The organism is Pseudomonas sp. GD04019, assembly GCF_029837695.1.
Classification (GTDB): Bacteria; Pseudomonadota; Gammaproteobacteria; order Pseudomonadales; family Pseudomonadaceae; genus Aquipseudomonas.
Window position 1 is genome coordinate 19,271 of sequence record NZ_JAOEEA010000016.1, and the last position, 19,500, is coordinate 38,770.

Annotated in this window: 22 protein-coding genes; 8 read left to right on the top strand and 14 right to left on the bottom strand. The window is 59.5% G+C overall.

The annotated features are described in order from the left end of the window. Window positions 1-27: 27 nt before the first annotated feature. The 4 genes from N7607_RS21200 to N7607_RS21215 are packed head-to-tail and all read right to left on the bottom strand — an operon-like array spanning window position 28 to window position 2,102. Window positions 28-705 (bottom strand): response regulator transcription factor, encoded by a 678-nt coding sequence (locus N7607_RS21200; RefSeq protein WP_279868168.1) that lies wholly within the window; start codon window positions 703-705, stop codon window positions 28-30. Window positions 706-733: 28 nt separating this feature from the next. Further along, window positions 734-1,159, bottom strand: coding sequence for a hypothetical protein (locus tag N7607_RS21205; protein ID WP_279868167.1), 426 nt, complete (start codon window positions 1,157-1,159; stop codon window positions 734-736). A 51-nt stretch (window positions 1,160-1,210) separates the two neighbouring features. Continuing rightward, window positions 1,211-1,510 (bottom strand): YciI family protein, encoded by a 300-nt coding sequence (locus N7607_RS21210; RefSeq protein WP_279868166.1) that lies wholly within the window; start codon window positions 1,508-1,510, stop codon window positions 1,211-1,213. 1 nt (window position 1,511) lies between these two features. Continuing rightward, window positions 1,512-2,102, bottom strand: a complete 591-nt coding sequence (locus N7607_RS21215) for a septation protein A (protein WP_279868165.1) — start codon at window positions 2,100-2,102, stop codon at window positions 1,512-1,514. Window positions 2,103-2,167: 65 nt separating this feature from the next. Between N7607_RS21215 and N7607_RS21220 the strand changes: the two genes are divergently transcribed. The 6 genes from N7607_RS21220 (at window position 2,168) to rluB (ending at window position 6,823) form a co-directional block, all read left to right on the top strand. Then, window positions 2,168-3,028, top strand: coding sequence for a PHP domain-containing protein (locus N7607_RS21220; RefSeq protein ID WP_279868163.1), 861 nt, complete (start codon window positions 2,168-2,170; stop codon window positions 3,026-3,028). Between the two features lie 13 nt (window positions 3,029-3,041). Next, window positions 3,042-3,674: an L-threonylcarbamoyladenylate synthase gene (locus tag N7607_RS21225; RefSeq protein ID WP_279868161.1), complete on the top strand. Its 633-nt coding sequence runs from the start codon at window positions 3,042-3,044 to the stop codon at window positions 3,672-3,674. A gap of 110 nt (window positions 3,675-3,784) precedes the next feature. Continuing rightward, entirely contained in the window at window positions 3,785-4,483 is a 699-nt protein-coding gene (locus N7607_RS21230; protein WP_279868209.1) for a ScpA family protein, read from the top strand. Then, window positions 4,484-5,275 (top strand): SMC-Scp complex subunit ScpB, encoded by a 792-nt coding sequence (gene scpB / locus N7607_RS21235; protein WP_279868159.1) that lies wholly within the window; start codon window positions 4,484-4,486, stop codon window positions 5,273-5,275. A gap of 91 nt (window positions 5,276-5,366) precedes the next feature. Further along, window positions 5,367-5,552 (top strand): DUF1289 domain-containing protein, encoded by a 186-nt coding sequence (locus N7607_RS21240; protein WP_279868158.1) that lies wholly within the window; start codon window positions 5,367-5,369, stop codon window positions 5,550-5,552. Between the two features lie 92 nt (window positions 5,553-5,644). After that, complete coding sequence (gene rluB, locus N7607_RS21245) at window positions 5,645-6,823, top strand: 23S rRNA pseudouridine(2605) synthase RluB (protein WP_279868157.1); 1,179 nt, start codon at window positions 5,645-5,647, stop codon at window positions 6,821-6,823. Window positions 6,824-7,028: 205 nt separating this feature from the next. Here the strand turns inward: rluB and N7607_RS21250 are convergent, their stop codons facing one another. The 5 genes from N7607_RS21250 to N7607_RS21270 all read right to left on the bottom strand — a co-directional run bounded on the left by N7607_RS21250 (window position 7,029) and on the right by N7607_RS21270 (window position 11,665). After that, entirely contained in the window at window positions 7,029-7,955 is a 927-nt protein-coding gene (locus tag N7607_RS21250; protein WP_279868155.1) for a GGDEF domain-containing protein, read from the bottom strand. 203 nt (window positions 7,956-8,158) lie between these two features. Further along, the gene (locus tag N7607_RS21255; protein WP_279868154.1) at window positions 8,159-8,899 is read right to left on the bottom strand and encodes a YciK family oxidoreductase; all 741 of its coding nucleotides are present in this window, start codon (window positions 8,897-8,899) and stop codon (window positions 8,159-8,161) included. A gap of 30 nt (window positions 8,900-8,929) precedes the next feature. After that, complete coding sequence (mupP, locus tag N7607_RS21260; protein ID WP_279868153.1) at window positions 8,930-9,601, bottom strand: N-acetylmuramic acid 6-phosphate phosphatase MupP; 672 nt, start codon at window positions 9,599-9,601, stop codon at window positions 8,930-8,932. 5 nt (window positions 9,602-9,606) lie between these two features. Further along, entirely contained in the window at window positions 9,607-10,305 is a 699-nt protein-coding gene (ubiG, locus tag N7607_RS21265) for a bifunctional 2-polyprenyl-6-hydroxyphenol methylase/3-demethylubiquinol 3-O-methyltransferase UbiG (protein WP_279868152.1), read from the bottom strand. Between the two features lie 31 nt (window positions 10,306-10,336). After that, the gene (locus N7607_RS21270; RefSeq protein ID WP_279868150.1) at window positions 10,337-11,665 is read right to left on the bottom strand and encodes a TRZ/ATZ family hydrolase; all 1,329 of its coding nucleotides are present in this window, start codon (window positions 11,663-11,665) and stop codon (window positions 10,337-10,339) included. 103 nt (window positions 11,666-11,768) lie between these two features. Between N7607_RS21270 and mtnA the strand changes: the two genes are divergently transcribed. Further along, window positions 11,769-12,845: an S-methyl-5-thioribose-1-phosphate isomerase gene (mtnA, locus tag N7607_RS21275; RefSeq protein WP_279868147.1), complete on the top strand. Its 1,077-nt coding sequence runs from the start codon at window positions 11,769-11,771 to the stop codon at window positions 12,843-12,845. 56 nt (window positions 12,846-12,901) lie between these two features. Next, window positions 12,902-14,083: a TylF/MycF/NovP-related O-methyltransferase gene (locus N7607_RS21280; RefSeq protein WP_279868146.1), complete on the top strand. Its 1,182-nt coding sequence runs from the start codon at window positions 12,902-12,904 to the stop codon at window positions 14,081-14,083. A gap of 19 nt (window positions 14,084-14,102) precedes the next feature. Here N7607_RS21280 and N7607_RS21285 read toward each other — a convergent pair whose 3' ends face one another. The 5 genes from N7607_RS21285 to N7607_RS21305 form a co-directional block, all read right to left on the bottom strand. Further along, a complete protein-coding gene (locus N7607_RS21285; protein ID WP_279868145.1) occupies window positions 14,103-15,035 on the bottom strand; it encodes a glycosyltransferase family 2 protein in 933 nt (310 codons plus the stop codon). After that, a complete protein-coding gene (locus tag N7607_RS21290; RefSeq protein WP_279868144.1) occupies window positions 15,028-16,365 on the bottom strand; it encodes a glycosyltransferase family 4 protein in 1,338 nt (445 codons plus the stop codon). The genes N7607_RS21285 and N7607_RS21290 overlap by 8 nt, the downstream gene beginning before the upstream one ends. Next, a complete protein-coding gene (locus tag N7607_RS21295; RefSeq protein WP_279868141.1) occupies window positions 16,362-17,627 on the bottom strand; it encodes a glycosyltransferase in 1,266 nt (421 codons plus the stop codon). Before N7607_RS21295 ends, N7607_RS21290 begins: the two co-directional genes overlap by 4 nt. A gap of 120 nt (window positions 17,628-17,747) precedes the next feature. Then, window positions 17,748-18,326, bottom strand: a complete 579-nt coding sequence (gene pseH / locus N7607_RS21300; RefSeq protein WP_279868140.1) for a UDP-4-amino-4,6-dideoxy-N-acetyl-beta-L-altrosamine N-acetyltransferase — start codon at window positions 18,324-18,326, stop codon at window positions 17,748-17,750. Window positions 18,327-18,363: 37 nt separating this feature from the next. Further along, complete coding sequence (locus N7607_RS21305) at window positions 18,364-19,500, bottom strand: DegT/DnrJ/EryC1/StrS family aminotransferase (RefSeq protein ID WP_279868139.1); 1,137 nt, start codon at window positions 19,498-19,500, stop codon at window positions 18,364-18,366.

The window sequence follows — 19,500 nt, forward strand, 5'->3', positions numbered from 1 at the left end:
TAAAGGCAGCGTAAAGGGCGAAGCTTCTCAGGGCGCGTAGTAGTACCCGCGGCTACGCAGGGCGACGATGCGCGGGCGGCCATCCGGGTGCGGGCCGAGCTTCTTGCGCAGGTTGCTGACGTGCATGTCCAGGCTGCGGTCGTAGAGAGTCAGCTTGCGGCCCAGCGCCAGTTGCGCCAGGGCCTGCTTGTCCAGTGGCTCGCCCGGTTGTTGCAGCAGCGCCTCGAGGATGCGGCCTTCGGACAGGGTCAGGGTGATCTCGTGCTCACCGAGGCTGGCCACACCGCGCTGCGGGCTGTAGCTGATGTCGCCCAGCTCGACGCGGCTGGGTGTGGCCACCGGCAGGCTGCGGCGCAGCACGGCGCGCAGGCGGGCGGTCAGTTCGCGCGGGTCGCAAGGTTTGGCCAGGTAGTCGTCGGCGCCCAGTTCCAGGCCGAGGATGCGATCCAGCGGCTCGCCACGGGCCGAGAGCATCAGCACCGGCAGCTCGGCGTGTTCGCTGCGCAGCTGCTTGAGCAGCTCCAGGCCGCTGCCGTCCGGCAGCATTACGTCGAGGATCACCGCCGCCGGGCTCTGCTCGGCCAGCGCGGCGCGGGCGCTGGCGCCGTCATGGCTGGCGCGCACGTTGAAGCCTTCCTGCTGCAGCCAGCTGGCCAGCAGCTCGCAGAGTTCGCGGTCGTCGTCGATCAGCAGCAGGTCGGTCATGGTGGGGTCGGTTGGTCAGGTGGAGCGGTCAGACCCACTCGCTGCGGCGTTTGTTCCGCCCACCCGCGCTCAGGCGACCGACGACGAAGGCCAGCAGCGCGGTGCCGGCGCCGATGGCGAACCACAGCTGCTGCTCGCTGAACAGACGCGGCGGTTGCTCGGCCTGAGCCTGCTTGAGCTGCAACTTGAGGCGCTGGTTGTCCTGGCGCAGGCGGCCGATCTGCGCGGTCTCGCGCTCGCCGGAGGTGGCGGCTTGCAGCTCGCTGCGCTGGCGCTCGCTCTCCGCCAGTTGCTGCTGCAGCGCGGCGATTTGCGCGGCGCTATCGCTGATCTGGGGGCTGACCGGGGCGCTGGCCGGCGTCGGGTTGAGGGCCAGCGGCTGGGATTCTTCGGCGTGCAGCGCGGGGGTGATGCACAGAGCGGTGAGCAACAGGTAGAGCGGGCCTTGGCGCATGGGGGACTCCAGGTTTCGAATTATTGTTATGGGCCTGCGTCGTGTGTGGGGTTAGGGCAGCACCTGCTTGAAAGGCTTGACCAGCACGCTGGCATAGACGCCCGCGGCGCGATAGGGGTCGGCGTCGGCCCAGCTCTGGGCGGCGGCCAGGGATTCGAATTCGGCGACGATCAGGCTGCCGGAGAAACCGGCCGGGCCGGGATCGACGCTGTCCACCGCGGGGTGCGGGCCGGCCAATACCAGGCGGCCTTCGTTCTTCAGCTGCTCCAGGCGGGCCAGGTGGGCGGGGCGGGTAGCCAGGCGCTTTTCCAGGGACTCGGGGGCATCGCTGGCAATGATGGCGTAGAGCATGTCAGTCCTTGCTTTGCTGCGGGGTTTCGTCGTGGATGTGGCGCGCCAGGTAGACGCCCTGGGCGACCAGGAACAGCACGGTCATGCCGAGGCTGCCGAAGACTTTGAAGTCGACCCAGATGTCGTGGAAGGTGAAGGCGACGAACAGGTTGGCGCAACCGCTGAAGATGAAGAAGGCCACCCAGGCCAGGTTCAGGCGCGTCCAGACCTGCTGCGGCAGCTGCACCGCGTGGCCCATGACGCGCTGGATCAGCACCTTGTCGCCGATGAAGTGGCTACCGGCGAAGCCTGCGGCGAACAGCCAGTTGACCACCGGCGCCTTCCACTTGAGGAAGGTCTCGCTGTGGAAGGCCAGGGTCAGGCTGCCGAACACCAGGCAGGCGACCAGGGTCAGCCACTGGCTTTTCTCCAGCTTGCGCTGCAGCAGGAACAGGACGCCATACACCAGGATCGAACTGATGATCAGCACCGCGGTGGCGCTGAAGATGCCGCCCAGCTCGACGCTGTGGCCGGCCAGTTCGACGGTGCGGGGATCGAGCTTGTAGACGATGAAGAACAGGATGAGCGGGATGAAATCGATGAATTGTTTCACGGCGGCAGCCAGAAGCGGGATGTGGCGGCATAATAACAAACAACCTCATTAACGAAAGACGCGCCATGAAGGTCGATCTGCACTGCCACAGCACCGCGTCCGACGGCGTTCTCGCACCCGCCGCGGTGGTTGCGCGCGCCCATGAAAGGGGCGTGCAGCTGCTGGCGCTGACCGACCACGACACCCTCGAAGGGCTGGACGAGGCGCGCCGTACCGCCGGCGAGTTGGGCCTGCGCCTGGTCAACGGTATCGAGCTGTCCTGCACCTGGGGTGGCGCGACCATCCATGTGCTCGGTTATGCCTTCGCCGCCGATGCGCCGGCCCTGGCCCAGGCCATCGCCGAGCTGCACCAGGGCCGCTGGCTGCGCGCCGAGGAAATCGACCGACGCCTGGCGGCCAAGGGCATGCCCGGTGCCCTGGAAGGGGCGCGCGCCATCCAGCAGGGCCTGGGCGACAGCGGCAACGCGCCGGCGCGCCCGCACTTCGCCGAATTCCTGGTGCGCGCGGGGCACGTGCGTGACCACGCCGAGGCGTTCCGCAAGTGGCTGGGCTCGGGCAAGCTGGGCGACGTCAAACAGCACTGGCCGACCCTGGAACAAGCGGTCGGCACGCTCAAGGCCGCCGGTGCCTGGATCAGCCTGGCGCATCCCTGGCAGTACGATTTCACCCGCAGCAAGCGGCGCCGCCTGGTGGCCGATTTCATCGCCGCGGGCGGACATGCATTGGAAGTGGTGAATGGTCTGCAGCCGGCCGAGCAGGTCGGCGGCCTGGCCATCCTGGCCCGTGAATTCGGCATGCTGGCCAGTGTCGGCAGCGATTTTCACGCCCCGGGCGACTGGTCGGAGCTGGGTATGTATCGTCCGTTGCCGGAAGACCTGTCTCCTCTATGGGAGCGCTTCGACCATGCACGCGCTACTACCGCCTGAGCAGGGAGAGTTCATGAGTCAGTTCTTCCAGGTCCACCCGGAGAATCCGCAGCCGCGCCTGATCAAGCAGGCGGTGGAAATCCTGCGTAGCGGCGGGGTGATCGTCTATCCGACCGACTCTTCCTACGCCATCGGCTGCCTGCTCGGCGACAAGGGCGCGGTGGAGCGTATCCGCCGCCTGCGCCAGCTGGACGACAAGCACAACTTCACCCTGGTCTGTAGCGACCTGTCGCAGATCGGCCTGTTCGCCAAGGTCGACACCGGCGCCTTCCGCCTGCTCAAGGCGCACACGCCCGGGCCCTATACCTTCATTCTCAGCGCCACCCGCGAAGTGCCGCGCATGCTGCTGCACCCCAAGCGCCGCACCATCGGCCTGCGCGTGCCGGCCCACCCCATCGCCCTGGCCCTGGCCGAGCAGCTGGGTGAGCCGCTGATGAGCGTAAGCCTGATCATGCCCGGCGAAGACCTGCCAATGAGCGACCCCTACGAGATGCGCCAGATTCTCGAACACCAGGTGGATCTGATCATCGATGGCGGCTACGGTGGCCTGGAGGCCTCCACCGTGATCAACCTGGCCGAGGGCGAGCCCGAGGTGATCCGCGTGGGCTGCGGTGACCCGACTCCCTTCCAGGAGGACGAGGCGTGAGCGAGCAGGTCGACAGTCAGGCTGGCGCCCAGCAGGAACTGCCATTCGCACTCGTTTACGGCGAGGCCGTCACCGAACTGCCGATCGACCTGTACATCCCGCCGGACGCCCTGGAAGTGTTCCTCGAAGCCTTCGAGGGCCCGCTCGACCTGCTGCTGTACCTGATCCGCAAGCAGAACATCGACATCCTCGACATCCCGGTGGCCGAGATCACCAAGCAGTACATGGGCTACGTCGAGCTGATGAAGTCGGTGCGCCTGGAACTGGCCGCCGAGTACCTGGTGATGGCCGCCATGCTGGCCGAGATCAAGTCGCGCATGCTGTTGCCGCGCTCCGCCGAGGCGGAGGAAGAGGAAGACGACCCACGCGCCGAGCTGATCCGCCGCCTGCAGGAATACGAGCGCTACAAGGCCGCCGCCGAGGGTCTGGACGAGATTCCGCGCCTTGGCCGCGACCTCAGCGTGCCGCGCCTGGACGCCCCCGAGGCGCGGGCGCGCAAGCTGTTGCCGGACGTCAGCCTGGAGGAAGTGCTGCTGTCCATGGCCGAGGTGCTGCGCCGCGCCGACATGTTCGAGAGCCACCAGATCACCCGCGAGACGCTGTCCACCCGCGAACGCATGAGCGAAGTGCTGGAGCGCCTCAAGGGCAATGGCTTCGTGCCTTTCGTCACTCTGTTCACGGTGGAGGAGGGGCGCCTCGGGTTGGTCGTCACCTTCATGGCAGTGCTCGAACTGATCAAGGAACAACTGGTGGAACTGGTGCAGAATGAGCCCTTCGCGCCTATCCACGTCCGTGCCCGAGCCGAATAGATGAACCTGTCCGACCCGCAAGAACTCGCCTCCCTGATCGAAGCCTGGCTGCTGGCCCTGGGCCGGCCGTTGTCGCTGGAGCGCCTGGGCGAGCTGTTCGAGGAGGGCGAGCGCCCGGAGCCGGCACAGATTCGCGAGGCCCTGGAAGTGCTGCGCCTGTCCTGCGAGGGGCGCGCCTTCGAGCTGAAGGAAGTGGCCAGCGGCTACCGCCTGCAGGTACGCGAGAAGTTCGCCCCCTGGGTCGGCCGGTTGTGGGAAGAACGCCCGCAGCGCTACTCGCGCGCCATGCTCGAAACGTTGGCGCTGATCGCCTACCGCCAGCCGATCACTCGCGGCGAGATCGAGGATATCCGCGGCGTGGCGGTCAACAGCCAGATCATCAAGACCCTGCAGGAGCGCGACTGGATTCGCGTGGTCGGCTACCGCGACGTGCCCGGCAAGCCGGCCATGCTGGCCACCACCAAGGTGTTCCTCGACTACTTCAACCTGAAGAGCCTGGAAGAGCTTCCGCCACTGGCCGCCCTGCGCGAGCTGGAGCCCGAGCCGATGCTGGCGCTGGACGACGACATGCCGGTACCGGCCGGCCTGCAGGCGCGGGTCGACGCTGAGCTGGGTGAAGACGTGCCTGCCGAGCCGCGCGAAGAGACCAGCTTCCGCAGCCTGCTGGTCGAGCTGGACGAGATGGAGCAGGGCCTGAAGACCGACTTCGACGATTTGGCCCGGGCCGAAGAAGAGATTGCGGTCGAAGAGCACCAGGACGAGACCCTGGGCGCCGGCGACTCTCTGCATTGAGGAATAGGCCATCGGGGGCATTGAGACTTTCAATCCCGGCCTGATCCGCTTCCGCCCTATGCTGTCGGCGCCTTCCCCTACAGGTGCCGCCATGAGCAAGAATCCCTGCATCAAGGTCTGCGAGTTCGACGCCGATATCTGCGTCGGCTGCGGGCGCAGCAAGCGCGAGATCAAGGCCTGGAAGAAACTCGGCAAGGAGCAGCGCTTCGCCCTGCTGGCCGAGGCCGATATGCGCCTGCTGGCCTTCGAGGCGACCGGCCGGCGCCAGACCCGCTGAGCGGTCTATAGTCAGTCAGCCGTGCGCAGTACTGGCGATCCGCGTATGATGCGCGACCTTTTTCATCCTCAGTTACACCGGGAGGTGCCCAGATGAGTGAGTCCGAACTAGATCCCCGTCCCAGCGGCGAGAAGCTGCAGAAGGTCCTGGCCCGCGCCGGCCTCGGCTCGCGCCGCGACATCGAGCAGTGGATCACCGATGGCCGCGTCAAGGTCAATGGCGCAGTCGCCACCCTCGGCGCCCGCGTCGAACTGCGCGACGCCATCAGCGTCGACGGCCAGCTGCTCAAGCGCGAAGACATCCAGCAGACCGTGCGCCGCGTGCTGATCTACAACAAGCCGGAAGGCGAGATCTGCACCCGCGACGACCCGGAAGGTCGCCCCACCGTGTTCGATCGCCTGCCGCGCCCGAAAGAGGGCCGCTGGATCAACATCGGCCGCCTGGACATCAACACCACCGGCCTGCTGCTGTTCACCACCGACGGCGAACTGGCCAACCGCCTGATGCACCCCTCCTTCGAGATGGACCGCGAGTACGCCGTGCGCGTGCGTGGTGAAGTCACCGAGGAGATGCTCGAGCAGCTCAAGGCCGGCGTGATGCTGGAAGACGGCCCGGCCAAGTTCACCGACATCAAGGAAGCCCCCGGCGGCGAAGGCTTCAACCGCTGGTTCCACTGCGTGGTGATGGAGGGCCGCAACCGCGAAGTGCGCCGCCTGTGGGAGTCCCAGGGCGTGGTGGTCAGCCGCCTGAAGCGCGTGCGCTTCGGCCCGGTGTTCATGACCTCCGACCTGCCGATGGGCCGCTGGCGCGAAATGGGCCAGCGCGAGCTGGACATCCTCAGCGAGGAGGTCGGCCTCAAGCCCATGGCCCTGCCGGCGATGAACGAGAAAATGCGCGACAAGCTCGACCGCCTGCAGCGCAAGGCGGCTCGCCCGATGAGCCGCAACGAGCGGCCCAAGCGCGTGCTGCGTCCGGCCCAGGATGGCGCCGCGGAAACCAGCGAACAGCGTCCGGCCCGCGCCCCGCGTGGCGAAGAGCGTCCGCAGCGCGTGCCGCGCAAACCGAGTGGCGAGCGTGGTGAACGTCGCGAAGGTGGTCGTGGCACGCCGGTGGCGGAACGTCCGGCCGATGTGAACAAGAAGCGCGCCCCGCGTCCGGCTGGCGACGCCGCCGAGCGTCCGGCGCGCAAGCCACGCCCGGCTGCGCCTGGTGGCAACAAGCGGCCGCCGAGTGGTGATGGTCAGCGCCCAGGCTTCGGCCGCAAGCGCTGAGAACCTGCCCACGATCTGCTGCGCGTCGGCTAAACGGCGTTGAAAACAGTCCGGGACGCGCGTCTCGGACTGCTCATTTACCATTCGTAAACTGCGCGTCCTCGGCCATTTTCACCACCGTTTATCTCTAGCTCGCGAGATCGTAAACAGGTTCTGAAAATGAAAAGGGGCTCCCAGGAGCCCCTTTTTTGTTGGCTGGCGTTTCTCAGCCGGCCATGGACAGGCGATTGCGGCCTTCGCGCTTGGACACATACAGGGCGTTGTCCGCGCGGCGTTGCAGGCTCTCCGACGATTCGCCCGGCAGCAGGGTGGCGCAACCCAGGCTGATGGAAATCTCCAGGGCACGGCCTTCTTCCAGGTATTGCAGGCCCAGCACGGCCAGGCGCAGGCGCTCGCCGATGATCTGCGCGGCCTCGCGGCTGGTGTTGGACAGCAGCACCAGGAACTCCTCGCCGCCGTAGCGGAACACCATGTCGATGTTGCGCAGGCTGCCTTTCAGCGCGGCGGCCACGGCCTTCAGCACTTCGTCGCCGGTGGCGTGGCCGAAGCGGTCGTTGATGCTCTTGAAGTGGTCGATGTCGAGCATCAGCACCGACAGCGGCTGCAGGCTGCGGCGGGCCAGATCGATCTCGCGCTGCATGGCCTGGTTCATGGCGATGCGATTGCCGGTATCGGTCAGCGGGTCGCGCAGGGCGCTCTGCAGGGCGGCGCGGTAGAGCAGGGCGTTGCGCAGGGGGAACAGCAGGCTGGCCAGCAGCGACTCCAACTGGCCCAGCTCGTCATCGCTGAAGCGCTGGGTGCGGCGGAAGGTCAGCTCGCCCAGGTATTCGCCCTGATGGCTGAGGCGGTAGCTGGCCGAATGGTTGGCACGTTCGCCCAGTTCCAGGCGCAGATCGCTGGCGGCCAGCTGGTAGCTCAGCGCGCTCAGCGGCACCAGGCGCTGCACTTCCTGGAAGAACAGACCGAGGATGCGGTCGAATTCCAGGGAAGTCTGCAGCTGCAGGTTCAGCTGCTGACGCAGCTGGGCCAGGCTGACCGGCTTGAGCAGCGGCTGATTGCGGCTGGCATAGCCCAGGCGCTGCAGCTTGGCGGCATCGAAATCGATGGTGTTGGAGGGGTTGTGCGGAACCATAGTGCTCGACCTCTGGCGCTTGAGCGCCTTGTTGACGGAGGTAGAGCGAATTCTGTGCCACTTTTGGAAAGTGCTTTTATTTCAGCGTCTTAAGCGGTTTTATCAGGGCTGAAGCGGCAAGGGCTTGCCGCTCTATTGACGCGAGTGCTGGCAATTTGATGCCTTGTCACCGGCTGCGACGGAAAACCGGCAGCCAGTCACTTTTACTGGGCGTCGAAGGCCTGGCCGTTGACGCCCTGGCTGTCCGGGCCCATCAGGTACAGATAGACCGGCATGATGTCTTCCGGCAGCGGGTTGTTGGCCGGGTTCTCGCCGGGGTAGGCCTGGGCGCGCATGTCGGTGCGGGTGGCGCCGGGGTTGATGCTGTTGGAGCGAACCGGGGCGATGCCGTCTATTTCGTCGGCCAGGGTCTGCATCAGGCCCTCGGTGGCGAACTTCGACACACCATAGGCGCCCCAGTAGGCGCGGCCCTTGCGGCCGACGCTGCTGGAGGTGAACACCACCGAGGCATCCTCGGACAGCTTGAGCAGCGGCAGCAGGGTGCTGGTCAGCATGAACATGGCGTTGACGTTGATCTGCATGACGCGCATGAAGTTGTCGCCGGACAGCTGCTCCAGCGGTGTGCGCGGGCCGACGATGGCCGCGTTGTGCAGCAGGCCGTCGAGGCGGCCGAACTCGGCTTCGATGGTGGCGGCCAGTTCGTCGTACTGGTGCGGCAGGGCGGTTTCCAGATTGAACGGAATCACCACCGGCTGCGGATGACCGGCGGCCTCGATCTCGTCATACAGCTGGTTCAGGTTGCCCTCGGTCTTGCCCAGCAGCAGCACGGTGGCGCCATGGGCGGCATAGGTCTTGGCGGCGGCGGCGCCGATGCCGCGGCCGGCACCGGTGACCAGGATCACGCGACCCTTGAGCAGGTCGGGGCGGGCGCTGTAGTCGAACATGGGCGAAATCTCGTTATTGCGTGAATAGGGTCAGCAGCTGCACAGGGCGTGATCGAGCACGGCGCGCAGCTCCAGGGGATGGTCCACCACCACGTCGGCGCCCCAGTGGCGCGGATTGTCTTCGGGGTGGATGTAGCCGTAGGTGACGGCGGCGGTCTTGCAGCCGGCGGCGCGGCCGGCCTCGATGTCGCGGGCGTCATCGCCGACGAAGAGGACATCGGCGGGGGCGATGCCCATCTGCTCGCAGGCCAGCAGGAGCATGTCCGGCGCCGGCTTGCTGCGCGGTACGTGGTCCGGGCAGACCAGCACGGCCGAGCGCTCACTCAGTCCAAGCTGCTGCATGATCGGCTCGGCGAAGGTCACCGGCTTGTTGGTGGCCACGCCCCAGATCAGACGCGATTGTTCGATGTCGCTAAGCAGCTCCAGCATGCCGTCGAACGGCTTGCTGAGTACCGCGCAGTGCTGCTGGTAGCGTTCGAGGAACTCCAGGCGCAGGGCCTCGAAGCCTTCGGCGCCGACTTCCAGATCGAAGGTGGCGGAGACCATGGCGCGGGCGCCGCCGGAGACCACGTCGCGGATCAGCTGCTCGTCCACTGGAGCCAGGTCGCGCGCGGCGCGCATGGCCTGGCACACGGCGACGAAGTCCGGCGCGGTATCCAGCAGGGTACCGTCCATGTCGAAGAGAACCGCTCGCAGGGCCATGCGCCTTACTCCTCGCGCAGGGTCTGGATCATGTAGTTGACGTCCACATCCGCTTCCAGCTTGTAGTGCTTGGTCAGCGGGTTGTAGGTCAGCCCGATGATGTCCTTGACCTGCAGGCCGGCGGCGCGGCTCCAGGCACCCAGCTCGGAGGGGCGGATGAACTTCTTGAAGTCGTGGGTGCCGCGCGGCAGCAGGCGCATCACGTATTCGGCGCCGACGATGGCGAACAGGTAGGCCTTGGGATTGCGGTTGATGGTGGAGAAGAACACCTGGCCGCCGGGCTTGACCATCCTGTAGCAGGCGCGGATCACCGAGGACGGGTCGGGCACGTGCTCGAGCATCTCCAGGCAGGTGACCACGTCGAACTGGCCGGGCATTTCCTCGGCCAGGGCCTCGGCGGTGATCTGCCGGTACTCGACATTGACCCCGGACTCCAGCTGATGCAGCTGGGCCACGCCCAGCGGTGCCTCGCCCATGTCGATGCCGGTGACGGTTGCCCCCCGCTGGGCCATGGATTCGCTGAGGATGCCGCCGCCGCAGCCGACATCCAGCACCTTCTTGCCGGCCAAGCCGACGCGCTCGTCGATCCAGTTGACGCGCAGCGGGTTGATGTCGTGCAGCGGCTTGAACTCGCTCTCGCGGTCCCACCAGCGGTGGGCGAGGGCCTCGAATTTGGCGATTTCGGCGTGGTCGACGTTGCTCATGGCGTGCTCTTAAAAAGTCTCGAAAACGAATTCAGTGTTTGCCGGCGATGCGCTCGCCCCAGGCGCGCGCGTTGGCGACGATGCGCTGCTCGTCCAGGCGCGTCAGGCGGCCGTCGTCGAGCAGCTGCTTGCCGCCGACCCACAGGTGCTTCACGCAGCTGCGGCTGCCGGCGTAGATCAGTTGCGACACTGGGTCGTAGACCGGTTGCTGGGCCAGGCCGGACAGGTCGAAGGCGGCCAGGTCGGCCAGCTTGCCCAGTTCCAGCGAGCCGGTGCAGTCGTCCAGGCCCAGGGCGCGGGCGCCGTTCAGGGTGGCCATGCGCAGGGCGCTGTGGGCGCCGAGCGCGGTGGCGCTGCCGGCCACGGCCTTGGCCAGCAGGGCGGCGGTGCGGGTCTCGCCGAGCAGGTCCAGGTCATTGTTGCTGGCGGCGCCGTCGGTGCCGATGGCGACGTTGACGCCGGCCTGCCAGAGCTTCTCCACCGGGCAGAAGCCGCTGGCCAGCTTGAGGTTGGACTCGGGGCAATGGATCACGCTGCTGTTGCTTTCTACCAGCAGGGCGATGTCTTCGTCGCTGATCTGGGTCATGTGCACGGCCTGGAAGCGCGGGCCGAGCAGGCCCAGGCTGGCCAGGCGCTGCAGTGGGCGTACGCCATGCAGCTCCAGGCTCTGCTGCACTTCGAAGGCAGTCTCGTGGACGTGCATGTGGATGCCGGCGTCCAGCTCTTCGGCCAGCATCAGTACGTTCTTGAGTTTGTCGTCGCTGACCGAGTAGGGCGCATGGGGGCCGAAGGCCACCTTGATCCGTGGGTGCTGCTTGAGATCGTCGAACAGGCGCAGGCCCTTGCGCAGGGCCTCCTCTGCATCGCGGGCGCCGGGGGTGGGGAAGTCCAGCACCGGGATGGTCACCTGGGCGCGGATGCCGCTCTTGTGCACCAGCTCGCAGGCCACTTCGGGGAAGAAGTACATGTCGGAGAAGCAGCTGATGCCGCCCTTGAGCTGCTCGGCGATGGCCAGCTCGGTGCCGTCGCGCACGAATTCCTCATCGACCCACTTGGCCTCGGCGGGCCAGATGTGGTCCTGCAGCCAGCTCATCAGCGGCAGGTCGTCGGCCAGGCCGCGGAACAGCGTCATGGCCGCGTGGCCGTGGGCGTTGACCAGGCCCGGGGTGAGCACACAGTCCGGCAGTTCGCGCACTTCCGTGGCCGGATGGCGCAGGGCTTCGGCGCGCGGCGCGATCAGGGCGATGCGCCCGTCGCGGATGCCCAGACCGTGATCGCGCAGTACCACGCCAGCGGGTTCGACCGGCACCAGCCAGGTGGGCAGGAGCAGCAGATCGAGCGGCTGGCGCGGTTCGGGCATGGCATTTATCCGGGCAATAAAGAGGTGGCGGCAGTATAACTGAGCCATGTAACAGGCGGCTCGCTATAATCCGCGGCTTTTCGTTTCACCTTGTGGGGATGTCATGCGCGACGAACTGTTGGCGGCAGAGAAGGTAAAAGCCATCGAGTGGCGCGAAGGCACGTTGTATCTGCTGGATCAGCGCGTACTGCCGCGCGAGGAAACCTGGCTGGCCTACGATTCGGCCGCCGGTGTGGCCGAGGCCATTCGCAGCATGGTGGTGCGCGGCGCGCCGGCCATCGGCATCGCCGCCGCTTTCGGTCTGGTGCTGGGCGCGCGGGCGCGCCTGGCGGCCGGTGGCGACTGGCAGGCGGCGCTGGAGGAAGACTTCAAGGTGCTGGCCGAGTCGCGGCCGACCGCGGTCAACCTGTTCTGGGCTCTGGACCGCATGCGCGAGCGCCTGCAGCGCCTGAAAGAGGGTGAAAATGTCCTGGCGGCGCTGGAGGCGGAGGCTGTCGGCACCTTCGACAGCGATCGCGAGGCCAACCTGACCATGGCCCAGCTGGGCATGGAGCTGATCCGCAAGCACCAGGACAGCCCGCAGAAGCTGCTGACCCACTGCAATACCGGCGCCCTGGCCACTGGCGGTTTCGGCACCGCGCTGGGTGTTATCCGCGCCGCGCACCTGGGCGGGCTGGTCGAGCGGGTGTTCGCCGACGAGACTCGTCCCTGGCTGCAGGGCTCGCGCCTGACCGCCTGGGAGCTGGCGGGCGAGGGCGTGCCGGTCAGCCTGAACGCCGACTCTGCTGCCGCGCACCTGATGAAGACCGAGGGCATCACCTGGGTCATAGTCGGCGCCGACCGCATCACCGCCAATGGCGACGTGGCCAACAAGATCGGTACCTACCAACTGGCGGTCAACGCCATGCACCACGGCGTGCGCTTCATGGTGGTGGCGCCCAGTTCGACCATCGACATGAACTTGGAGGATGGCGAAGACATCCCGATCGAGGAGCGCGACGGCCGCGAGCTGCTGGATATCGGCGGTCAGCGCATCGCCGCCGACGTGCATGCGGTCAATCCGGTGTTCGACGTGACCCCGGCCGACCTGATCGACGCGATCGTCACCGAAAAGGGCGTGGTCGAGCGGCCGGATGCGGCGAAAATGGCGCAACTCATGTGTAAAAAAAGATTGCATTAGCTAGCAGGTAGCGCGCATGAATAATTTCTCTGAACCCTATCAAAAGGATTAGTGGCATGAACAAAGATATGGAAAATCCTAATGCCTACACCACAAGTCTTATCGAGCGGGTTCGAAATGTTGGTGCAGGTCTTTATGCAGATAGTCTCAATACGATGCCGTTTTGTTTTTCTGGTGATGGACTGAATGTCGTCGGTAGAAATATGGGATTTCTTACTGATGATCAATTTGTTTCAGCATTTAAGTTTGCTTTGGATAGGTTCGAGGTACCAGAGCTGAGAGGGGTGCTGGAGTCAATCATTTGGAGGAAACATATTTCATGCTCTTTGGCTTCACAGGTAATCGGTATTGATGGCGACTTCGTTGAGTGTGGTGTGGAGTGGGGGTTTGGTGTTGATGTGGTGAGCCGCTTTCTGGATTTTTCCAATATAGACAAGAAATGGTTTCTATATGATACCTATACCGGGGTTCCGGATGAACATAAGGATGAGGGTTTTGTTGTCTCGGATTTAGTCACCAAGTCCTCACAGTTCGAAAAAGTAAAGCAGAAATTTTCTTGTGTCGAAAACATAGTACCTGTTCAAGGGAAGTTGCCAGAGATTTTACGCGAGCAGTGCCCGGAAAAAATTGCATTTCTTCATATCGATTTGAATAATGCTATTGCTGAAATAGAGACTTTTACTGCTCTATACCCAAAGGTAAGTGTTGGGGGAGTTATTTTATTTGATGATTATGGGGCGTTGCTTTTTGCCAAACAGCACGTGGTTGAGAGAGAGTATATTCGTAAGCTTGGATTGACTATTACGGAGCTTCCGACAGGGCAGGCACTATTAATTAAGTCGAAGGAGCTGGACTTTTCATTAGATCCTCAAGACGAATTGGAAACCTATCAGTTCAAGAATCATGTGCGAAGGATGGAGTCTTACGCTTGCCAGTTTAGCGAGATTGAGCGTGCCGGTCTTAATGATGTGCTCGGCGCATATGAGTACTTTAAGCGGCAACTTAGATACATTTCCGAGTGTTCGAAGGCTTGTACAGATTCTGAGCTTTCTAAGAATCTGCAAGGTGTTTGCAATAAATTCTCTAGCGTGAGTTTCGAATCGCGTGATGATGGGTATAAGTACACGACTTTGATTGAGTATGAGCTTATAAAGCTTGGAGAGATTCGTTTTGATCTGCAGCGTAAGATTGATTATCTACAGGGGGTGATTGATTATAAGTGCGTGGGGGCGGTATAAGCCATCGATATAGTTAAAATCAATGATCGGAAAGTCTTCCCATGCGATTTCTTATGCCGTCTATGAATCCTTTAAACATCATTTTTAGGACAGATGTACGGTCTTTTGAAAATAAGCTATAGAAGAAAAGTGCGCGCAGATTTCTTGAAAAATCAGAAACCTTCCAGCTGAGCGGCATATAGCTGCGTCTCATCAAAATGATGCTATTTCTGAAAATATAATAATAGCGGAAAGGGGAGTGATACGGGACCGTTCGCCAACGTAGAAACCAGATTCTAGTTCTGTGATTACCTAGGGAGTGTTTCATCGTTGCGTCAGCTACACCAAAGAGCCGGTAGCCTTTGGAAAGTGCGCGAAAACACCACTCAGTATCGATATGATCAATGAAAAAATTTTCCTCCATCAACCCTATTTCGTTCAATGCACTTATAGGAATGAGCGTGCCTGATGAGATTAGGAAGTCCGCTTCCACAATAGGCTCAGAGGGTGTCGAGAAAACGCGCTTGAATCCCAAGAAGCCCGTTCTGACGAATCCGGATAATGGGGAGTCTGGATTATCGCGATAGGAAGGGGCGACCGCAGCCACCTTTAAACCTTTGTCCTGTTGTGAGTAAAGAGCAGCAAGCAGGCGTGGGATCATATCGCAATCAGGCAAGCTATCTTGATCGAATATAGCTACGTGGGTAGCATTGGACAATCGGGCATGCTCAATTCCTATGTTCTGTGCATATGCAAGGCCGTGATTTTTATCCAGTTGGATGGCGCTCACGCTATCTGATAGCTTAATCTCACTAATCCATTCCGCGAGTGAATTGTCCGGCCCGTTGTTTACGAGAATAACCTTACTTGCCTGTTTGGAAAGTATACGGAGTTGCCGCTCAAGGAAATTGGTGTCCGGATAATAGGTTACTACGATACCGTAGATGCAAGAGGTCGCTTTTGTGCTATCCATTGATTTTCAACCTGCGGCCAATAGCATTGAGTAACGCTCCTATGCCTCCACGGCTGTAGGCTCCTTTCAAACGTTGCAGGAGGGTTGATGTTGGCGAGGCGGCAAAGTTCTTCCTGATGAAGTCCCTGTCAGGAGAGGGGCTTAGATTTCGGCATCGATCCGAGAATTTGGAGACAAGCGTTTCCCAGCGGAATTGCTCGGCGAATCTTCTGCTGCCTTCACGTAGTTTCTTCAGTTCGTCTGGACTGTGGATCAGAGAGTTCAAGGCTGAAGTCCAGCCGTCAACGCTTTCATAGTCGACAGAAATACCGCATTGCTCCTTAGCTAATGCGTCTCCGAACACATCGCCCTTGGTCGCGACTATAGGTAGGCCACACCAGAGATAGTCCAGCATACGGGTTCTAAAGGAGAAAACCGTTTCTGGATTGTTGTAGTGGGCACTGACGCCGATATCTGCATCCAGCAGATAGTTATGTCGCTCTTTGTAATCAATCCATCCAAAGTTGAAATGCACGTACGAGCCATTCAAGCCAAGCTCTTTTGCGAGAGCCAGTGCCTGGGCACACATGTCGTGTTGTTCGATACTCGGATTGGGGTGCTTGACACCAATGAAGACGAGATGAACCCTGTTTCCAGTTTGTATGAGTCGATGTATTGCTCGAATGATTGTCAGGGGGTCAAACCACTGATAGATGCCGCCGCCCCATACCATGACAAATTCATCAGCCGGAATGCCGAACATCTCACGCAGGGCGCTACGCTCAAGTACTGGCGGGGTGTTCGCTAAGCCAAAGGGTAGAAGCGATATAAGCTCGTCCACATTCGCGTGGTTCGCCTGTGGCCAACGCAATGCATTGATGCGGCCTGCTGTGGTTAACGCCCCCAGCCAGTAGTTACGCTGCCGCTCGCTTGCGCAGATGAAATGGTCAGCATAAGCAAGCTGCTCACGTAGAATGTCTGCAAGGTAGGCGCTCGTAAAGGTTCTGATGTCGGTATCAAGGCCATCAGAAACCTGATGGTACTCAAGGGGGATGGGGCAATATAGATCAGCAATCAGAGCTGCTTTACATCTCTTTAAAAAGGGATGAGTGCGTAGGGCGTCACCTTGAATAATAATGATGTCGGCCGCTTCTGCGCAGAGATAGAATCTATCGTTGGAAAATTCGAATATATCGATTCCCGCGTGATGATTCGCTTGTACGCTCCGGGCAACTACAGACACAGAGAAATCATGCCCAAGATGTGCGGCTATTTCCATGCATCTGATGGCTGGTCCAGCCATCTTTTCGCCAACAACGTCATTGCATACAATTAAAATTCTTTGTTTCAAGACAAAATTTCTCGCACTAAATAAATATTCAAATTAATTAATGTTAGCGCGGCAAGTAGTCCTAGAAGGATGATTGAGAGCTTTTTTGCTTTTGTGATTGTAAAAATATACCGGAATAGCTCGTAAAGTCTTCTCTTGTATAGAATTAGCTGGTTGGCGGTTTCAGCTTGGAGAGCGAGACTTGGTGAGTGAGTTTGATGGTGGAATTTAATATAGTTCAATCGCATTCTCTGAGTTGTAGAGAGCCCAAGTTCAGGTCTTGCCGGAGGGGCTTTTTTAAGAGCTTTCATCCAGAGAGGGGCTATCGCTTGATGTGAGTAGTTTTTCTTTACAAAGCCTTTGGCGACTGCTGAAATCTTCAGGCGCTGTGCTGGATTTTCTGCCGCAGCTACTATTGCGTTAGTCCATGAGGCCACATCATTGTTAGTAAGGTAGCCTGTTTCTCTATGTATAACGCTTTCCCTGTATGGCGAGACATTGCTATACAGGCCGACGATGCCACATCCTCCGTACTCTCTAAATTTATTATTTGTTTTGGATGCATTGAATGGGCTGTCAAGTAAGGGGGCTAGTCCAAGATCCCATTGACGAGATATTTTGAATTTGATGAATTCGTGGTAGTCGTCAAAGCCAGGGAACCATTGGACGTTATTAAGGCCACGCAAGCGCTCTGTAATGCCGCCGATAAATTCGAATCTGATATCTGGTCGCTTGCTGCATAGGTCTAATACTGATTTTTCAATTATTTCTAATTCGGTCGCTTTGTAGCTGCCTGCATATCCAACCACAAAATTAGAAGATGCTCTTTTCTTGGGCTGTATGTGTTTATCTGCTAGTTCAGAATCAAAGGGCGGAGGGAGTAATTCGCACTGTGCCTCGGGGAATCTAGTTGCGATGAATTCCAAGATTGAAGGGGAGTTTACGATTATTAAAGACGCGTGGCGGACAAATTCATCAAGAGTATCGATGGTGGATTTAGATTGATAGAATTTTGCTAGTTCACTATTGCCCTGTATGCGCCAGAAATTATCATCTAAATAATAGATGTATGATATGTTATTGCGCTTTAAGTAAGCTGGTATCCAGGATATGTTTGGATGGGCGGCGCGGGAGAATATATTCAGGCTGGAGTGAAGCGTTTTCCAGCTTATATCACTAATAGTCCGGGTGGTGCAGACTGTTTCGCTAGATATATCATTTAAGAAATTGGAAAGTACGCGGTCTGTGGCAATACTGCTCTCTACCCATAGATTTATATTCAAAGCGATAGCTCCTGGCATGCAATGCTAGAGATCATAGTTTAGTAATCAGTCTGCTGCTGGGTAGGAATTTCGGGTAGATCAGCTAAAGCCTTCTTTCTGAAGGCTCTAACTGGCAAGCTATTACTTGATGGCCATGCGTTGAAGCATTACCGACATCCGACCGTTCTTGCAAGATTCGAGATATTCCTCATCAAGCATGGATAGAACGGCTACATCTGCATAGGTTCCTGCTTTAAACGCATGATCTCGCAGGATGCCTTCTTGCTTAAATCCAAATTTTTTGTGCAGCTCGACAACAGAGGAGTTGTCAACCAGTACTTCGCAGTAAAGTTTGTGGAGATTAAGGTGCTCAAATGAATACTGCAAAATAAGTGCTTCGATTTCAGCGCCATAGCCACCGGAACGCATTTCCTTGTCACCAATAATCAGGCGTCCCCATTCGGCTTTGCGATTCCTTCTGTCGATGTGGTATATGCTAACAGTGCCTATCGCTTTATTGTCATCTGCGCGAGATACAATGAAATTGATTTCTGAAGAGTCTTGCAGTTGCTTTTCGTACCAGTTTTTTTGTTGTCTTGTAGATATTGGCAAGTACTCATAGAAATATTCATAGACTTCGGGATTGCTGCGCCATTCAGCCATAATACATAGATCGGCTTCTTCTATTGCGCGTAAGCGAATGCGTTTCGATATAAGCATATAAAAACCGTATTTTAGGTTGAGCCAAATTATTCGATCAAATGGCAATTCGAACTATGGATTTAAGCTTTTCGCAGATGAACTCTACATCGCTCCGCGTAATCCCCATGTGCATGGGCAGAGACAGGATTTCTTTGCTGGCTTGATGTGCTTTAGGACAAGTGTCGGCGGCATAGTTATACAGGCGGTATTCGGTATTGTCCCGGTAGTGTACGCCAGGATGAATTTCATACTCATTCAGCGCCATTAGTACCTGCTCTCGCTTTGCTACGCGAACTTGGAATAGGTGGCGTGAGGACTCGCAGCCTGGCGCAATCGGAACAATTTGAATCAGTTCGTCCCCACTCAGCAGTTCTTCATACCAAGTGGCCAACTGGCGGCGATAAGCATTGTCACGATCGAGGTATTTCAGCGAGACGAGTGCCATGGCGGCCATTATCGAGTTGCCGTGATACTTGAAGCCCAGCTCTTCTACGTCATACATCCACTTGTATGCGCCTTGGGTAACGGTGCGCGCGTAAGTGTCCTTGTTGATGCCAAGCCAGGTCAGCTTTCTTGCGCGCTCGTCGTCTTCTGCTTCGGCGAAGCAGATCATGCCGGAGTCCGCTGTCGCGAGGTTTTTGACAGCCTGATAACTAAAGACCGCGACATCTGCATCTGCGCCAACATGTGCGCCATTCAAGCGCGAGCCGGACATGTGCGCCGCATCCAGAATCAGCTTGAGATCATGTTTCTTGCACAGTTTGACGATTTCTTCATAGCGCCCAGTGTTGCCACCAAGGCCAACAAAAATCAGAGCCTTGGTTTTCGGGGTTATTTTTTTCTCTACATCCTCGGGGTCAAGGCAGAGAGATTCGTCGACATCTGCAAAAACGGGCTTCAGGTTTGCCTGAATGATTGCATGGTTGGTGGAAATGAAGGTCAGCGGTGTGGTGATGATCTCGGCGTCATCATCCCAGCCACATTTCTCTTTAAAGAGATGGAAGGCCAGATGCAGGCCGACAGTGTTCGAACTCAGAAAATGTGCATGTGGGAGTCCGGTATACTTCTTCCATTCATTCTCAATTTCAACGGTCTTGAACCCTAGCCCGGTCCAGCCTTTCTCGAGGCATTCACGAATGCCCTCGAGGCATTCATCGACACGGAAGTTAGGTACGAATAATTGAATGGCCAT

Excerpts from the sequence above, each read along its gene's own strand:
- N7607_RS21255 (WP_279868154.1), bottom strand. The coding sequence starts at position 8,899 with ATGTTCGACTACAGCGCCCGCCCCGACCTGCTCAAGGGTCGCGTGATC.
- N7607_RS21220 (WP_279868163.1), top strand. The coding sequence starts at position 2,168 with ATGAAGGTCGATCTGCACTGCCACAGCACCGCGTCCGACGGCGTTCTC.
- N7607_RS21250 (WP_279868155.1), bottom strand. The coding sequence starts at position 7,955 with ATGGTTCCGCACAACCCCTCCAACACCATCGATTTCGATGCCGCCAAG.
- N7607_RS21270 (WP_279868150.1), bottom strand. The coding sequence starts at position 11,665 with ATGCCCGAACCGCGCCAGCCGCTCGATCTGCTGCTCCTGCCCACCTGG.
- N7607_RS21210 (WP_279868166.1), bottom strand. The coding sequence starts at position 1,510 with ATGCTCTACGCCATCATTGCCAGCGATGCCCCCGAGTCCCTGGAAAAG.
- ubiG (WP_279868152.1), bottom strand. The coding sequence starts at position 10,305 with ATGAGCAACGTCGACCACGCCGAAATCGCCAAATTCGAGGCCCTCGCC.
- N7607_RS21240 (WP_279868158.1), top strand. The coding sequence starts at position 5,367 with ATGAGCAAGAATCCCTGCATCAAGGTCTGCGAGTTCGACGCCGATATC.
- N7607_RS21280 (WP_279868146.1), top strand. The coding sequence starts at position 12,902 with ATGAACAAAGATATGGAAAATCCTAATGCCTACACCACAAGTCTTATC.
- pseH (WP_279868140.1), bottom strand. The coding sequence starts at position 18,326 with ATGCTTATATCGAAACGCATTCGCTTACGCGCAATAGAAGAAGCCGAT.
- mupP (WP_279868153.1), bottom strand. The coding sequence starts at position 9,601 with ATGGCCCTGCGAGCGGTTCTCTTCGACATGGACGGTACCCTGCTGGAT.
- N7607_RS21200 (WP_279868168.1), bottom strand. The coding sequence starts at position 705 with ATGACCGACCTGCTGCTGATCGACGACGACCGCGAACTCTGCGAGCTG.
- N7607_RS21205 (WP_279868167.1), bottom strand. The coding sequence starts at position 1,159 with ATGCGCCAAGGCCCGCTCTACCTGTTGCTCACCGCTCTGTGCATCACC.
- N7607_RS21305 (WP_279868139.1), bottom strand. The coding sequence starts at position 19,500 with ATGGCCATTCAATTATTCGTACCTAACTTCCGTGTCGATGAATGCCTC.
- N7607_RS21285 (WP_279868145.1), bottom strand. The coding sequence starts at position 15,035 with ATGGATAGCACAAAAGCGACCTCTTGCATCTACGGTATCGTAGTAACC.
- scpB (WP_279868159.1), top strand. The coding sequence starts at position 4,484 with ATGAACCTGTCCGACCCGCAAGAACTCGCCTCCCTGATCGAAGCCTGG.
- mtnA (WP_279868147.1), top strand. The coding sequence starts at position 11,769 with ATGCGCGACGAACTGTTGGCGGCAGAGAAGGTAAAAGCCATCGAGTGG.
- rluB (WP_279868157.1), top strand. The coding sequence starts at position 5,645 with ATGAGTGAGTCCGAACTAGATCCCCGTCCCAGCGGCGAGAAGCTGCAG.
- N7607_RS21225 (WP_279868161.1), top strand. The coding sequence starts at position 3,042 with ATGAGTCAGTTCTTCCAGGTCCACCCGGAGAATCCGCAGCCGCGCCTG.